The 15486-nt window shown below is 67.7% G+C and carries 13 protein-coding genes; 10 read left to right on the forward strand and 3 right to left on the reverse strand.

Features of this window, described 5'->3' with window-relative positions:
• The first annotated feature begins 146 nt into the window (after positions 1–146).
• The 7 genes from hypE to BLR41_RS09500 all read left to right on the forward strand — a co-directional run bounded on the left by hypE (position 147) and on the right by BLR41_RS09500 (position 7516).
• Positions 147–1187, forward strand: coding sequence for a hydrogenase expression/formation protein HypE (gene hypE / locus BLR41_RS09460; protein ID WP_342745357.1), 1041 nt, complete (start codon positions 147–149; stop codon positions 1185–1187).
• A gap of 347 nt (positions 1188–1534) precedes the next feature.
• Complete coding sequence (locus tag BLR41_RS09465) at positions 1535–1882, forward strand: hydrogenase maturation nickel metallochaperone HypA/HybF (RefSeq protein ID WP_092627890.1); 348 nt, start codon at positions 1535–1537, stop codon at positions 1880–1882.
• A 60-nt stretch (positions 1883–1942) separates the two neighbouring features.
• Positions 1943–2848, forward strand: a complete 906-nt coding sequence (gene hypB, locus BLR41_RS09470; protein WP_092627669.1) for a hydrogenase nickel incorporation protein HypB — start codon at positions 1943–1945, stop codon at positions 2846–2848.
• A gap of 149 nt (positions 2849–2997) precedes the next feature.
• Complete coding sequence (locus tag BLR41_RS09475) at positions 2998–3894, forward strand: NADP-dependent oxidoreductase (RefSeq protein ID WP_092627670.1); 897 nt, start codon at positions 2998–3000, stop codon at positions 3892–3894.
• A 572-nt stretch (positions 3895–4466) separates the two neighbouring features.
• Positions 4467–4664 carry a DUF397 domain-containing protein gene (locus BLR41_RS09485; RefSeq protein WP_092627891.1) on the forward strand — a complete coding sequence of 66 codons (198 nt, stop codon included), beginning with the start codon at positions 4467–4469 and terminating at the stop codon, positions 4662–4664.
• Between the two features lie 476 nt (positions 4665–5140).
• Positions 5141–6628: a hypothetical protein gene (locus BLR41_RS22830; protein ID WP_176797907.1), complete on the forward strand. Its 1488-nt coding sequence runs from the start codon at positions 5141–5143 to the stop codon at positions 6626–6628.
• 63 nt (positions 6629–6691) lie between these two features.
• Positions 6692–7516 carry an ESX secretion-associated protein EspG gene (locus tag BLR41_RS09500; RefSeq protein WP_092627673.1) on the forward strand — a complete coding sequence of 275 codons (825 nt, stop codon included), beginning with the start codon at positions 6692–6694 and terminating at the stop codon, positions 7514–7516.
• Between the two features lie 67 nt (positions 7517–7583).
• Here BLR41_RS09500 and BLR41_RS09505 read toward each other — a convergent pair whose 3' ends face one another.
• Positions 7584–7982 carry a hypothetical protein gene (locus tag BLR41_RS09505; protein WP_176797908.1) on the reverse strand — a complete coding sequence of 133 codons (399 nt, stop codon included), beginning with the start codon at positions 7980–7982 and terminating at the stop codon, positions 7584–7586.
• A gap of 95 nt (positions 7983–8077) precedes the next feature.
• Complete coding sequence (locus tag BLR41_RS09510) at positions 8078–8689, reverse strand: DUF6518 family protein (RefSeq protein WP_143013032.1); 612 nt, start codon at positions 8687–8689, stop codon at positions 8078–8080.
• A gap of 262 nt (positions 8690–8951) precedes the next feature.
• On the opposite strand from BLR41_RS09510, the gene BLR41_RS09515 reads away from it, so the two are divergent.
• The 3 genes from BLR41_RS09515 to BLR41_RS22440 all read left to right on the forward strand — a co-directional run bounded on the left by BLR41_RS09515 (position 8952) and on the right by BLR41_RS22440 (position 12762).
• Complete coding sequence (locus tag BLR41_RS09515) at positions 8952–9344, forward strand: type VII secretion target (RefSeq protein WP_176797909.1); 393 nt, start codon at positions 8952–8954, stop codon at positions 9342–9344.
• Positions 9308–11701: a coiled-coil domain-containing protein gene (locus tag BLR41_RS09520; RefSeq protein WP_245694028.1), complete on the forward strand. Its 2394-nt coding sequence runs from the start codon at positions 9308–9310 to the stop codon at positions 11699–11701. The genes BLR41_RS09515 and BLR41_RS09520 overlap by 37 nt, the downstream gene beginning before the upstream one ends.
• Before the next feature lie 161 nt (positions 11702–11862).
• Complete coding sequence (locus BLR41_RS22440; protein WP_143013033.1) at positions 11863–12762, forward strand: hypothetical protein; 900 nt, start codon at positions 11863–11865, stop codon at positions 12760–12762.
• A 135-nt stretch (positions 12763–12897) separates the two neighbouring features.
• On the opposite strand, the gene hypF is transcribed toward BLR41_RS22440, so the two are convergent.
• Positions 12898–15282, reverse strand: a complete 2385-nt coding sequence (gene hypF / locus BLR41_RS09530; protein ID WP_218120040.1) for a carbamoyltransferase HypF — start codon at positions 15280–15282, stop codon at positions 12898–12900.
• Between the last annotated feature and the right edge of the window lie 204 nt (positions 15283–15486).

Raw genomic sequence — 15486 nt, forward strand, 5'->3', positions numbered from 1 at the left:
CCGATGCCGGGACGCCCCCCGAGCACTCCGCCGCGGCAGCCGACCACGGTCCTGCCGAAGCCGTACACCGTGCCGCCGAGCCCGCGCACGGCACCGCGCAACCGGGCAGCGACTACCGCAGCAGGGAGCAGCAGGTCCTCGATCGCATCGAGAAGGCACGCGCCCGCAAGCCGAAGATCAAGGAAGAGCGCGTCACCAGCGCCCACGGCGCCGGAGGCAAGGCCAGCCAGACGCTGACCGAGGCGCTGTTCCTGGAGGAGCTGCGCAACCCCCAGCTGGAGAAGTTGGAGGACGGCGCCGAGTTCGCGGTGGACGGTTCGCGGCTGGCGATGACCACCGACTCCTTCGTGGTCTCCCCGCTGTTCTTCCCCGGCGGCGACATCGGTGAGCTCGCCGTCAACGGCACCGTCAACGACCTCGCCGTCTCCGGCGCCACGCCGCTCCACCTCTCCGCCGGGTTCATCGTCGAGGAAGGATTCCCGATCTCCGAGCTGCGGCGCGTGGTCCGGTCCATGGCCGAGGCCGCCGAGCGGGCCGGGGTACGGGTGGTAACCGGTGACACCAAGGTGGTGCAGAAGGGCAAGGCCGACGGCTGCTACATCAACACCACCGGGGTGGGAGTGCGCCGGACCGCGCACGAGCTCGGCATCGAAACCGTCCGGCCGGGCGATGCCGTGCTGGTCTCCGGTCCGGTGGGGGACCACGGCGTCACGGTGATGCTGGAGCGCGGTGAGCTGGACATCGATGCCGACCTGGAGTCCGACACCGCCCCGCTGCACGACATGGTCGCCGGACTGCTGGAGGCAACCCCGGGTGTGCGGGCTATGCGCGACGCCACCAGGGGCGGTGTGGCGACGATCCTCAACGAGGTGGCCACCGCCGCCAACGTCTCGGTAGTGGTCGAGGAGGGCGAGGTTCCGGTGCGCACCGAGGTGCGCGGTGCCTCCGAACTGCTCGGCATCGACCCGCTGTACGTGGCCTGCGAGGGCCGGATGGTGGCCATCGTGGACGGTGATTCCGTCGACACCGCGCTGGCGGCGATGCGCGGGCACCCGCATGGTTCGGACGCGGCGGTGATCGGCCGGATCGGCGAGGACCCGCCCGGGTTGGTGATGCTCAACACCGCGTTCGGTGGGACGCGGATCGTGGATCTGCTGGTAGGCGACCCCCTACCCCGGATCTGTTGATCGCAACTTCCCGGTCGGGTGTCGAGGGTGGTCGCTCGGCGGAACCTCCCGCTGGCTCTCGCTCCGTGAGGACCGACATCGAGTAGGTACTACGCCACATCGGTCCTTCCTCGCGAGAGCGCGACGCGGGAGAACCCGCGGCGGTGCCGGTTGCGTGCGTGGTAGTTCGGCGCTGCCGCGCCGAGTGAAAAACCCGCTCACGACGCATCCGACTCACGCACCGGGGACACCCGCGCTGCACATCCGCATGGTCGCTTCCCGATGGCGGTCTCGGGAGCGGCGATTTCGCGAGAAATCGAGGCCGCCCGAAACGGATTTCCGTGAAGTGGTTGTGGGAGGGGAGAGCGGTGCACGAGCTGGGGATCACCCAGAGCGTCGTGGACGCGGTGCTCGACGCGGTCACCGAGCCGCGCGTCACCAGGTTGGAACTGGAGATCGGCAAGCTCTCCGGCGTGGTGCCGGATTCCGTGCGGTTCTGTTTCGACCTGGTGGTCACCGGCACGGCGCTGGACGGTGCGCGGTTGGACATCGTGACTCCGGCGGGCGGCGGTCGCTGTCGGGACTGTGACCGGCGCCTCGTACTCGAGGACCTGCTCGCGGTCTGTGAGTGCGGCAGTCCCGATGTCGAAGTGCTCTCCGGACGGGAACTGCGGATCAGAGCGGTGGACGTGGCATCCGGGACCGTCGCTTCGTGAGTTGCTGGGTACGCGGATTCTTTCGATTGTTCGGTTCGACGTTGTGGGAAGGGAAGAACGATGTGCGCTACCTGTGGATGCGGTGACGAGAACGGTGCTCGGGTGGGAGCCCGCAACGCGGTCGATGCGGCCGGCGAGTCCGGTGCCGGGGTTGGGAAACACCCCGGCGGGCCACATTCCCACTCCCACGAGCACCAACACGATCACGAGCATCCTCACGGGCACGGCCACTCGCACGAGGACGGTGCGCACGCGTCCGACGACTCGGAACTCGATGTGCCGGAGCAGGACGGTGCCACTCGCCGGGTGGAGCTGGAACGCGAGGTGTTGGCCAAGAACGACACGCTGGCCGAGCGAAATCGGCAGTGGCTCACCGAGCGGGGTGTGCTGGCGCTGAACCTGATGAGCTCGCCCGGGGCGGGCAAGACCACGTTGCTGGAGCGAACCCTGGCGGACTCCGGCTCCTCCGTCCCGTTGGCGGTGATCGAGGGCGACCAGGAGACGCTGCGCGACTCCATGCGGCTGCGCCGCGCGGGTGCCGACGTGGTGCAGATCAACACCGGCGCCGGGTGTCACCTGGACGCCGAGATGGTGGGGGGCGCAGTGCGTGCGCTGCAGCCCGCACCCGGCTCGGTGGTGCTGGTGGAGAACGTGGGGAACCTGGTCTGCCCGGCGCTGTTCGACCTGGGCGAGTACGCCAAGGTCGTCATCGCGGCGGTGACCGAAGGGGAGGACAAGCCGCTGAAGTACCCCAACATGTTCGCCCACACCGATCTGGTGCTGCTGAACAAGACGGATCTGCTGCCGCACCTCTCGTTCGAGATGGACAGGTTCGCCGAGTACGCCCGCCGGATCAACCCCGGTGTCGAGATCCTGCCGGTGTCGGCCACCACCGGCGAAGGACTCCCGGCTTGGTACGACTGGCTGGCAGGGCAGGTCTATGCCCCGGTGCACCAGGAAGTCTGACCACCGGGAGGTCCGGCCGGAGTCTCCCGCGGCGTAAATTTCGCGAGAAATCGACATCACCCGTACGGCGGTGCCGGTACGACGATTTCGCGAGAAATCGACGCCCGGTGGCAGAGTGGGCCGCACCGGAAAACCGAAGGAGAGTTCTCATGCGTGCCGTCCAGTTCTACGAAACCGGCTCCTCGGAAGTGCTGCGGATGGACGAGGTCGACCGGCCGGAACCGGGTGCGGGACAGGTCCGGGTCGCCGTTCGCGTCGCCGGGGTGAATCCGCTGGACTGGAAACTACGTCGTGGTGTGATGCCCGGCCTTTCACTGCCGCACCGACCGGGGCTGGAGCTGTCCGGTGTCGTCGACGCGGTCGGTGATTCCGCTCCGTTCGAGGTGGGAGAAGAGGTGTTCGGCTGGTCCGAGACCGGCTCCTACGCCGAGTACGCCCTGGCGACGATCCTGGCACGCAAACCGTCCGGAATGTCCTGGGGGGACGCTGCCGCGCTGCCGGTGGCCGGAGCCACCGCGCTGCGGGTTTTGCGCGAGCTCGAACTCGGTTCCGGCGATGTGCTGCTGATCCACGGTGCCAGCGGCGCGGTGGGGCGGATCGCGGTGCAACTGGCCGTCGAGTTCGGAGCCACGGTGATCGGCACGGCAGGTTCGGGGCGGTTCGACGATCTCCGCGGGCTCGGTGCCGTTCCGGTGGCCTACGGCGAGGGCCTGGTCGACCGGGTTCGTGAGTTGGTGCTGCGAGTGGACGCCGTGTTCGACGCCGCGGGCAAGGGCGTGCTGCCGGAGTCGGTGGAGCTGCGCGGCGGCACCGAGCGGATCATCACCATCGCCGACCCGAACGCCGCCGAATCGGGCGTACCGTTCTCCAGCGGCAAGGAGTGGGACCGCACGCCGGAGGTGCTGTCCGAACTGGCCGATCGTGTCGTCGCGGGTGAGCTGGACCTCCAGCACGCTCGGGCGTATCCGCTGTCCGACGCGGCCGCGGCGCAGGACGACAGCGAGGCGGGCCACAGCGGCGGCAAGATCACCCTCGAAGTGAGCTGAGCGTTCCCGGCTGCCATCGAAAAAATCGAGATGTGACCGCCCGGTGCGCTTCGGCGCGCCGGGCGGTCTTCGCGTGTGGTCGGTGCTGTGCTGTAGTCAGTGCGGGTCGGGTGGTTGGTGCGGCCGGACGAGGTGCGTATTTCGTCGGCAGGTCCGGCGCTCGCGGGCCGTTGTCGCGTCTTGGGCGGGCAAGGTGACCGGCCGGGCCGGGTGGGTGGACGCCTTACTCAGATGTGGTCGAGGAGTGGTTCGCGTTCTTCCTCGGCTCGGAGGGTGAGGCGATTCGTGAGTTCGATTATGAGCAGCTCGTGGTTCCCTGCCTGCTACAGATCCGGGACTCGAAGGATCCTGCCGGGGGTGTTGGTGGTGGACCGTCGCCGCTGGGCCGTGTTCGTGACCAAGCTTTCGAAGTGAGGTGCGGAGCGCTCTGTCACCGGTACGGCTGATGACTTCACCAGGAGTCCGGTGGTATTTGTGAACGCGGATAGTGGCTTTTTGCTCCGCGTTCCGGCTCGGTTAGTCCTGCGGTACTGCCTCGCCTGTACCCGAGCCCTCGCGAGGTGGTGGCGTCGATGAACGCGATGGAACCGTCCACGAGGTACTGGCGTCGGAGTGGTTACAGCGGCGGCAACGGCGACTGCGTGGAGGTGACTACCTTGCCCGGTGCGATAGCAGGACGGGACTCGAAGGCCCCGAACGCCGGGATGACGGTGGTGGATCGTCCTCGCTGGGCCGAGTTCCTGGCAGCTTCGCCGTCCTCATTGGAGTGAAGTGGGTCACTGTTCGGGTTTGTCGGTTTGCCGGATGATGGTCATACGCGTGGGTTAGGCTGATCGCTCGGTCGGGGTGACATCTGTCGCGGTGAGCTTGTTCGGAGCTGGGAGGGGCTGTGATGGCGGACGGGACCGCTGGATTCACTGGCGCGAGGGAGCCGCAGGCCGCCGACAGTGCCGCCGCGATTCATGAGCGGGAGGCTTTGGAAGCTGATCGGTTCGCTCACTCCGCAACCGGGTCGCAACAGGTGCCGAGCTTGGGGGATTATCCGCCGGAGCGACAGTTGGCGAACGAGTTCGGGTTTAAGACAGCTAACGGTTCTGCCGGAGCGGCGGAACTGCCGGGACACTTCTCGGAGCAGCCGCGCCGTAGGACGAAGTTGTTTCGGCAGACCATGCAGCACTGGGTTGCTACGGAGAACGCGAAGAAGGTAGAGCCGAACGTTCCGGAACCGGCGTAAGGGGGCGCTGTCATGGGTATCGGATCCTGGTTGGACGAGAAGATGGGGTCGGTGGACGAGGCCATCGGCGGCGTGGTGAAAGACCTACCCGGGGCCATAAGCGATATTCCGGGTACGCTGCGCGACGACGTGGGCAAGCTACTGGGGTACGACACGCGTGCCGAGAACCGGCAGCAGGAACAGGCCGAGGCCGCCGAGCAGCAGGGTGAGCAGCAGCGGCAGGAGCTCGAAGAGCGTAACCGGAAACTGGACGCCCCCGCCGGCTACGACCCGCCGTCCATCAAGCAGCACGAGAACTGGCAGTCCTACGATCACAAAAAGATCTACGACACCAACCAGAGCACGCTCAGCCACTCCGACGCGAAGGCCGTGGGCGATGCTTGGTGCGACATCGGCGGGAAACTGAGCGAGCTCGGTGCAAGACTGCAGAACGATTCCGCCAAGGCGATCGACAGTGGCTGGTCCGGGCAGGCGGCCGAGACGGCCAAACAATCCGCGCAACCACTGGCCACCTGGGCCAGTGGCAGCGGTGATTGCTTCCGGATGACCGGTAACAAGATCGCACAGGCTGGTACGGCCGCGGGCCAGGTCAAGGAGATGGTCCCGCCGCCGCGCGACTACAACGTGAGCCGTTCCATGGTCGCGGGCATCGCGGGCGGACCCGGTGGCGCGGGTCAGGACGCGAAGCGGCAGCAGCAGGAACGGCAGCAGGAGGAGCGCCACGCCCAGGAGACGATGAACCGGGTGCTGAGCGCGACCTATCAGGACGTGGACTCCACCGTGCCCGCCTACCGGCAGCTGAACGGCGAACCGGCGACTCCGCCCTCGACTCCCTCCGGTGACGAACCACCGCCGGTGCCGCCCGCCGTGCCACCGGGACGAACCGGTCCGGGCAACGTGCCCGGTGGTTACCCCGGTGGCGGCGGTTCCGGGGGTGGCGTGGGGTCCGGTGGAACCGGTTCCGGGGGGTCCGGCAACGGGGGCTCACTGCCGGGACAGCACGGGAACGGCTTCAGCCCGGGGCAGTCGCCCGGCTCCGGGGACTACTCCAACGGCTCCGCGGGCAGCGAGTCCGCGTGGACCTCCGGTCCCGGGGGTTCCGCCACTCCGGGCGGGCCGGGCAGTGCGGGCGGCTCCGGCGCAGGCGGCGGTGCTGCCGGGCGCGGCGCGGGAGGTGTCGGCGGAGTCGGTGGCTACGTCGGTGGGGGAGCGGGTGGCGGAACGCCCTCCACCTCGGGGCGGGGCGGCACCACGCCGGGATCGGGGGGCCGTTCGGGTAGCGCCCCGGTCCGAGGTGGCTCGCCGACCTCCGGAACCGCGGCCACCGGCGCCACCTCGGGGCGTGCCGGAGGGGGACGCGCGCCGATGGCGGGCGCTCCCGGCGGGCGCGGCCAGGGCAGCGACGAGGATCAGGAGCACGAGCGTCCCAGCTGGCTGGAGGAGTGGGAGGACGTGTGGTTCAACGACATGCCCAGAACCGCTCCACCGGTCATCGAGTGACAGCAGCGAAGGTGCGCCCGGCCCCGGAAGGGCTCGGGCGCGCCCCGGCACGAGAGGAACACCGTGGCCGTCTCCGGCCGTTGGCAGTTGCACCCGCTGCACCTGTACTTCCTGCACAGCTATCTCGGACTGGACGATCTGACGCTTCCGCTGGAAGTGGAGCCCTACACCCACACCCGGCAGCAGTTCGCCGAGGTGGGCAAGCGCGAGTACGAAACGATGCGTTCCGAAGGGTTGATCGTCGACGACGAGGTGGAGCCCGGCCTCGCGCACGCGTTGGCCGTGCTGGCGAAGCCCTACCTGTGGGTCGACTCGATGTGGTTGCCGAGGTTCGGCGAGGACCCGATGTGGCGTACGGTCGCCGCCGTCACCGCGGGCAACCGGGTGGTGCTCGGTGTGCAACCGCCGGGGGAGACCGAACGCTACGGTGGCCCGCTCACCGTCGAACTCCACGACCGGGTGAGCCTGTCCCAGGCACTGCTGCCCACGCTGCCCCCGGCACCACCGGGCAACCAGGGGCCGGTGCGAGTTCCCGAGAGCTCCTTCCCCGGGCAGGAGTCCGAAGCGGACTCCGAGTCCCACGGTTTGCTGCGTCCCGCCGCGGGGTCCTCCGGTGGTGGCAGCGGTGACCGGCAGTTGGCGCTCTACCGCGCGCTCGGCGCGGCCGAACACCTCCGGGCGGGCCAGCTCGCCGCCAACGTCCGGGACCGCAACGGCCGCGTCACCCGTTCCCGAGTGGTGCGCTGGTTCGACAACGTCGAACCCGACGGGCGCTACCTCGACCACAACGAGCGAGGAAACACCGGGGAGCGGGTCTACGCACTCACCCCGGTGGACGCACGCGCGCTCGGCGGCAAGATCGAGGAGCTGGTGACCGAGATCAGGTGACCCGCTCGGCCCGGCTGAGCCGTCACCACGGGAGCCGTGGCCACCGGAGCGCGGCGGTCGGGTTCGTTCAGTGCTTGCCACCCGGCAGCAGCTCGTGGAGGAACTCGATCGTTCGGCAGTAGTTCTCGTAGGCCTCGGGATCGTCCGGGCCGCCCGCCTCGAGCATCTCCTCGTAGGCACGTGCCTGGGCGGAGACGGCGCTGTGTATCAGCAGGGCCTGCTGCCGGAACCCGTCGAGGGCATCCCGCAACAGGGCGCTGTCCATGCCGATCTCGTCCAGTCTCTCCAGCGCGGGCTGCTGGTCCGGGTGCATCCGTTCGGCCAGCAGCCGCCAACCCGCCGAATGGCTGCGCAGCAACTCGCCGAAGTCGCTGTGCCCGGCGTTTCGGTCTTTCCCGGCATCGGCGCCCGAGGGGCCGGAAGATTCGATGTCGTCCTGCTCGTCCCGACCGGCTGCCTCGTCCATTCCCCGATCGTGCCACGAAATGCGGCTACGCCACGGTCGTGGTTGCCCGCGGGCCTGTTCCGCATTCGGGCCGTGCCACGAGCAGCGAAGCCTCGCTACCAGGTGAGGCGCTCGAGCAGCTCCGCGGCCAGCAGCAGGGCCAGCCCGAAACCGGCGCACGGCAGCGCCATCAGCACTATCCTGCCGAACTGCCGCTTCGACACCACCGCCAGCAGCAGGATCACCAGTACGACCAGCATGGTGCACACCAGGAACACCGGGTCGGCGCTGAGCGTGGGGTAGAGCTCCCGGGCGGCGTCACCGGACAACAGCCCGATGGCGGTGGTCGTGGCGATCGCCGCCGACCAGCCCTCCCGTCCGATGTGTCGGAACACGGTACCGCAGGTGATACCCGCCAGCACCGCCACGGCCAGCCAGGCGGTCATTCGTACCGGGTCGACCGAGTACTCCGCCCCGGCGTACTGCAGCACGTGCACCCACTGCTTGCCGAGATAGAACACCAGCACGCCACTCAGCAGCGCTGTCGATGCCCGCCGCACCGCCGTACGCAGCGTGTGGCCCGCAGTGGTCGTCACTCCCAGCACGATCCAGATCAGGAAACCGTGCGCCAGCCACTCCAGTCCGGGCGCGTAGTAGGAAATCGCGGCCAACCCGCCGGAGAACATTCCCGACACCACGATTCCCAGCTGGACACCCGTCGATTTCACGAGCGAACGATCGGAATGCGTTTCCTCGCGTTCCGCGACTGTGGCTGGCACTGCTCACTCTCTCGGACGACCGGCACCGAACAGTCGAATGCTACCGGATGGCGGAAATCGAGGCCGTGACCAGTCACTTCCGTGGCAGCGACACGCCGAGGTCTCACGTTCGGTCCCCGAGCCGCTTCGCGAGTCCGTCAAGGCTCCCCAGCGGCCGCAGGGCCTCGTTCGATCGTCCCGTCGCGCGCCGTATGCGATCGATCACTTCGGAGTGACGATCTCGCGGTACGTCGGTAGTTTCTCGGTCCGCAACAGCGCTGTGTCGTTTTCCTGGGGGCGCGAGATGGGGAGTTCCGCCGATGGCGGTCGTTACGCCGTCCATCCCGAGGAGCTGACGAAGATCGGTGAGAGATCCGCCGATCTGGGAGAGAGGTTGCTCGAACTGAAGCGTGCCACGGCCGAGGACTCCGCCGCGGCCGTTCGCACCCACGGAGACTGGGCGTTCTCGGCCGCGCTGGAACGGTTGCAGTCCAGCTGCGAGCACAACGTCGAGGGGTTCGGCCGCTGGCTCGACGACATGGGGGACAGGCTGATGGCCGCGGCCCGGAACTACGAGGAGACCGACGAGTGGGCGGTCGCGAAGCTCCGAGGGGTGGGGGTCTGAGCGCCGTGGACTACCGACAGCTGATGGAAGCCGAGCCGTCGGCGATCGCCCGAGCAGCCGATGCGTGGAGATCGCTGGCCGGGAAGTACGACAAGGTTCTCGGGGACTTCGACGCGGAGGTGCGGGAGCCGCTCGACAACGAGGAGGCCTGGCACGGCGAGGCCAAGGACGCCGCCACCGCTCACGCCGAACGCATCCGCGAGAAGATGCGCGAGTACCTCGACAGGATCGAGTCGGTCCCCACGACGCTGGAACGGGCGTCATCCGAGATCGAGACCTGCCGGGCGCGTCTGGAGCGGCTGTCCGACGAGATCAACGAGGGCGAGCACTGGACGATTTACCGCGACGGTCGGATCGAGTACCCCGAGGACCAACAGGCCCGCTACGAGTCCTACGCCGCCGAGATCGAAGGGTTGCTCTCCAGGGCGGAACAGGCCGATCAGGACGCTGCCCGCGCCCTCGGCGAAGCCGACGACTCACTCGGCCATCTCGACGAGGTGCTGCGCGAGGAGCGTGCCGAACAGGAACAGGCCGCCAAACAGGCGGCCAAACTGGCCTCGCAACCACCGGGAGAACTGGACTTCGCGGAAGGCGAGCGGCTCGCACGCCTGCTGCGGGAGAACGGGCAGGACCCCGCCTTCGCGGGCGAGTTCCTGGAGCGGGTGCGGCCGAAACAACTGCTCGAACTGACCGGCCACCTGCAGGACATGGGGATGACCCACTGGGACGGCCACCACGGGGAATCCGGTCCGAACCGCTCCGAGCTGATCGGCGAGCTGCAGCGGAACCTCGGCGAAACGCTGGCTGCCGGTACGAGCGAGAGCGGCAGGCGCTACCTCGGCGAGGACCTGCACGGCGACGGGGCGGACGACAAGCTCGAGAACCGGGCCGAGACCTACGGCAAGCGGCTCGTGCGGGCGTCGGAGAACTGGGACACCGGGTTTCTCGGCTTCGGGGATCACGAGGACACCGGCTACCGCGCGCTGGGGATGCTGCTGCACAGCGGCGAGTACTCCGCGGACTTCCTGAACCCGGTCGGGGACGCGATGATCGAGTCCGACAAGAAGGACACCTTCGACCGGATCCAGAGCAACGACCTCAACCACGTGGACGATCGCGGCCGAGGCGGTGACCCGCTCGTGGGGCTGATGACGGCGATGGAGCACAGCCCCGACGCAGCCGGTTCCTTCTTCGACCCCGCGCGGGAAACCGGCCACATGGGATATCTGATCGAGCGGGACTGGCCGGTCGACACCTACGACCACGCCCCGGGGCCGGGCAGCGACTACACACCCGACCCGCGGGAAAAAGGACTGGGGCACGACGTGCTCGGCAAGGCATTGGAGTCGGCGACCCTCGGGGAACAGCAGGGCACCGCGGAAGGGGCCCGCGTGATGTCGGGGATGGTGCACGAGTTGGCCAACACCGAGCAGTCGATGAAGAACCCCGGCGAGGGAACGGTGCCGAACTCGATGCGCGACAGCGTCGGCCGCATGCTCGCGCACAACATGGACGCGGTGCACGACTCGGGGTCGGTGTCCCCGAACAGCAGCGGTTCGCTGGGCCTGGACGGGGACGACCCGGAGTGGGCGAAGGGCACGACCGGGGAGATGAGTCCCCGGTTCAGCCAGGGCGAGGTGTACAAGGTGATGGGGTCCGCGGCCTACGATTCCGAGGCCTACGCGCAGATGCGCGACGCCAACATGGTGCACACCGGACAGCGGCTCGACGAGATCGCGGGCGACGACGGTCGGTCGATGGGTGATCGGCGGGACCAAATGGCAATGGTGGCGAAGGAGTCCGCCTCGGTGTTCGGGGCGCTGGACGAGGCGCGTACCTACGCGGTGGATCAGGCCAAGGACGACGAGGATGCCGACCACAACGCGATGATCGACGCGGGTGGCACGCTGGCCTCCTGGGCTCTTACCGGGGCTGGTGGTGCCGTCGGCGGGGCCGCGGGTGGGATCGGTGGCACGGTGGGTGGCGAGGCGGTCAACCAGATCGCCGAGCAGCTCAAACAGGACAGCTCCAATGTCGTGACCAGGGATACCGCCGCCATCAAGGAGAGCGGTCCCAGCGATGCGAGCGACCTGCTGAACCAGTCCTTGTGGCAGCACCGGATGTGGCAGGACGACGTCTACCCACCGCCCATCTCCCCTGGATCCGAGGAACTCGACAACCCGAACCGACTAGTCGATTCCGAAGGCAATATGCCGCGCAGCATGAAAGACTGGATAAGCGAATACAATCCTTATGGATTCGATCAGCAAGTCGTGCAGAATACTTACCAGAATGGCGCCGCAGTTTACTCCGATGCTACCGGTAATCGACCCGTGTCGGTAAGCGAGACCGAATGAAGGGCATGCGCATGCGTTGGAGTCGACTGGCCACCGGTTGTTTGGTCTCTCTGCTTGTGCTCAGCGGTTGTTCGGGGTCGGATGAGGAGTCGGAGATCCCTGCGTGGGTGCGATCACCGCCAGACTACTTGTCGTGCGAAGGTATGACGAGTCCGAGGTTGATGGTCGATCTGATCCAGATTGCGGGCCTTGGTGAACCGAGGGCCGAGGGGGCAAGCGTTGAAATAGAAAATGATCGTCCCTCTTTTGATTGCAATCAAATAGGGGGGGATGAGCTTGGGGTTGGTAACTATCCGGCTGAAGCTGGCTATATGGCCAGTGGGTATAGTCCTCCTGGGCCGCTATTGGTGCCTATTTCTGGCCTTCCGGGGTTCGTGATGCACGATCACGGAAGATTGTATGTTTCGTGTACTAGGGATTCCAAAAAAATAACCCTGAAAAACTCGATCAGTATCGATTCGACCGAGCTTGACAATCCCGAAGAACGGTTGGCGATGGCGCGGTTGTTGGTGGACACGACCAACAAGGCGCGTGCACGGTTCGGCTGTGCGGAGTCGGCGAACGCGTTGCCGTTGCCGAGTGAGCTGCCGGATATCCCTGATTTCGGGGTGGACAGAGCAAAACCGGTGAGTGAGAAGTGGGACAGTGACACGGCATGTCCCCCCGAGATGCGGTCGTTCCTTCCTTTCTACGGCAGTGCTGACAAAAAGGTCTGGGCAATGGGAACACCGCTGCCCAGTAAGTTGATCAGTGTTTGTGACGTCCGAGTCGGGGAGGGAGATTATCTGACCGTCGATGAAATATCCGGTCGCCCCAAGGTGGCGTTCGTGATCTACAAGGGAATCTTTGCGAAGATGCGGCATGAGTTGCCCGAGTATTCCCGCTCGGAGTACGACGTGATGTGCCACGGCAAGCCGGTGTCCTATCGGATTTATGCCCCCAGCGAGGACGACTCCAGTCGGTGGAGTGAACAGCTTTCCGATAAGCACGCGAACAATGTTCTGCTGGACCACTTCGCCCGTGCCGCCGCCGAGCGGGCCGAGTGCCCGCTGCCGGAGTGACGCAGCCGGAGTGACGCTACCGGAGCGACGCAGCCGGATCCAAGGGCCGCGACCCCGGCAACGTGCGTGGCGGCGGCACGACTCCACTCGCGGACTCCCGGACCGGGAGTCCGCGAGGTCCTGACCGGCGAGTCGCTAACCTAGCTCCGGGGAGCATTCACCTCTGCGGTCACGTTCCCCCGCGATCGCCACCTGGCCGAGACAGATGCCGCCGTCGTTGGTGGGCACACTGGAGTGCAGCAGCACCCGGAAACCGTGCCGCCGCAGCGCGTCCACGGTCCGCCGCAGCAGCAGCATGTTCTGGAACACCCCGCCCGACAGTGCCACCTCGCCGACACCGGTCGAATCCCGCAGGCGCTGGCACAACCGAGCGATCAGCTCGGCGACTCCGTTGTGGAACCTGGCGGCGATCACCTCGCCCCGCTGCCCACCGAGCAGCTCCTCGACCACCGCCCGGACCAGCTGCCCGGCGGGCACCGGAAGCGGTGGACCCCCGTCGTCGATAAACACCGAATCCGGCAGTGCCTCCGAATCCGGCAGTGCGTCCGAATCCGGCAGTGCGTCCGATTTTGGCAGTGTTCCCGAAGCCGGCAGGGCCACCGGGTAGTGGCCACGCTCCTCCCGGTCCGCGAGCTGCTCCAGCTCGATGGCGGCCTGGCCCTCGTAGCTGACCGCGTCCCGGAGTCCCAGGATCGCGGCGACCGCGTCGAACAGCCGACCGGCGCTGGAGGTCCGCGGCGCGTTCACCCCGCCTTCGCACATCCGAGTGAGGGCCGCCAGCTGTGGTTCGTTGCGTCGCAGCACCCCCAGCTCGCCGGGCGGTTCGGTTCCGTAGCACGACAGCAGTTGGGACACCGCCATCCGCCACGGTTGTTTCACCGCTCGGTCCCCACCCGGCATCGCCACCTGTTCCAGATGCGCCAGTCGCCGGAAGTCCGCCAGATCGGCTAGCAGGAACTCACCACCCCAGATCGTCCCGTCGGTGCCGAACCCGAGCCCGTCGAAGGCCACCCCGAGCACCGGACCGCTCTCACCGTTGTCGGCCAGGCAGGAGGCGATGTGTGCGTGGTGGTGCTGCACCCCCACCAGCTCCACGTTCTCCCGCTCCGCGGCGTACTTGGTGGACAGGTACTCCGGGTGCAGGTCGTGGGCCACCACGTCCGGGGCGATGTCGAACAGCCGCTCGAAGTGCTCGATGCCCTCGGTGAAGGAGCGCAACGTCTCGTAGTTCTCCAGGTCACCGATGTGGTGCGAGACGAAGGCGTTCGCCCCCTTGGCAACGCAGAACGTGTTCTTCAACTCGGCACCGCAGGCCAGCACCGGGCGTGGGAGTTCCCGCCGCAGCCGTACCGGCTCCGGCGCCCGGCCCCGGGAGCGTCGCACCGACAGTTCCCGGCCCTCGAAGGAACGCACCACCGAGTCGTCGGTGCGCATGTGGATCCCTCGGTCGTGGCAGAGAAACACGTCCGCTATCTCGGCCAGCCGTTCCCGCGCCGCCGCGTCGCGGTAGGCGATCGGTTCGTCGGAAAGGTTCGCGCTGGTCAGCACGAGCGGCCCCGTGGCCGCCAGCAACAGGTGGTGCAACGGGGTGTAGGGCAGCATGATCCCGAGCTGCCGATTGCCGGGGGCCACCGCCTCGGCCACACTCGCGTCCGCGTGTCTGTCGAGCAGCACGATCGGTCTGCGCCGCGATTCCAGCAGCTCCCGCTCGTGCTCGTCGACCTCGCACAGCGCGCGTGCCCACGCCGTGTCGGGGGCCATGACGGCGAAGGGCTTCTCCTCGCGGTGCTTGCGTTTGCGCAGCGTCGCCGCCGCGTCGGGGTTCGCCGCGTCCACCGCGAGGTGGTAGCCCCCCAGGCCCTTGAGCGCCACGATCCCCCCGTCGCGCAGCGCGGCAACGGTTCGGTCCAGCGGATCGCCGGGCAACACGGTTCCGGTCGAGTCGGTCAACCGGAGTTCGGGTCCGCAGGCCGGACAGCACACCGGCTGCGCGTGGAACCGCCGATCCGCCGGATCGTGGTACTCGGCCGCGCAGTCGGCGCACATCTCGAACCGGGCCATCGTGGTCAGCGGCCTGTCGTAGGGCACGTCGGTCACGATGGTGAACCTGGGGCCGCAGTTCGTGCAGTTCAGGAACGGGTAGCGGTAGCGGCGGTCGCCCGGGTCGCCCAGCTCGGCCAGACAGTCCACACAGGTCGCGCTGTCGGCCGAGACCAGGGTGGCCCGTTGCCCCGAGGAGTCGCTGAGCGCGATCTCGAACGTCTCGTCGCCACGGGGCTCGACCGCGGTGGCGGTGACCTCGTCCACCACCGCCAGCGGCGGTGCCTGCTCCGACAGTGCCGTGCGGAACCGGGCCAGCAGTGAAGGCGGTCCCTCGGCGAACACGAACACCCCGTGCACGTCGTTTCCCACGAAACCGGTCAACCCCAGTTCACGCGCCAATGTATACACGAAGGGACGAAAACCGACACCCTGCACCACACCCGCCACCCGGATGTGCTCGCGAACTCGATCGTCCACTCGCTCAGTCTGCGCGTCCGCAGGGTGCGCGGCTACTCGAACGGCCCCGCGTGTCCGGACCCGTTCGGCGGTCGGTTCCGCCGCCTCCGGGCCGTGCGGCGGGCCGGGACCGGTGCCGGACCGGACGGACCGGTGCGGAACCAGCAGCGGAAACCGGGTCCGCGCCCTCCCGCTTTCTCCGAATGTGTGACACATCTCCTCCCC

Origin of the sequence: Actinopolyspora mzabensis (genome assembly GCF_900101095.1) — a bacterium.
GTDB lineage: Bacteria > Actinomycetota > Actinomycetes > Mycobacteriales > Pseudonocardiaceae > Actinopolyspora > Actinopolyspora mzabensis.

Excerpts from the sequence above, each read along its gene's own strand:
- BLR41_RS22440 (WP_143013033.1), top strand. The coding sequence starts at position 11,863 with ATGGTCGATCTGATCCAGATTGCGGGCCTTGGTGAACCGAGGGCCGAG.
- hypB (WP_092627669.1), top strand. The coding sequence starts at position 1,943 with ATGTGCGCTACCTGTGGATGCGGTGACGAGAACGGTGCTCGGGTGGGA.
- BLR41_RS09485 (WP_092627891.1), top strand. The coding sequence starts at position 4,467 with ATGAACGCGATGGAACCGTCCACGAGGTACTGGCGTCGGAGTGGTTAC.
- BLR41_RS09475 (WP_092627670.1), top strand. The coding sequence starts at position 2,998 with ATGCGTGCCGTCCAGTTCTACGAAACCGGCTCCTCGGAAGTGCTGCGG.
- BLR41_RS22830 (WP_176797907.1), top strand. The coding sequence starts at position 5,141 with ATGGGTATCGGATCCTGGTTGGACGAGAAGATGGGGTCGGTGGACGAG.
- BLR41_RS09505 (WP_176797908.1), bottom strand. The coding sequence starts at position 7,982 with ATGGACGAGGCAGCCGGTCGGGACGAGCAGGACGACATCGAATCTTCC.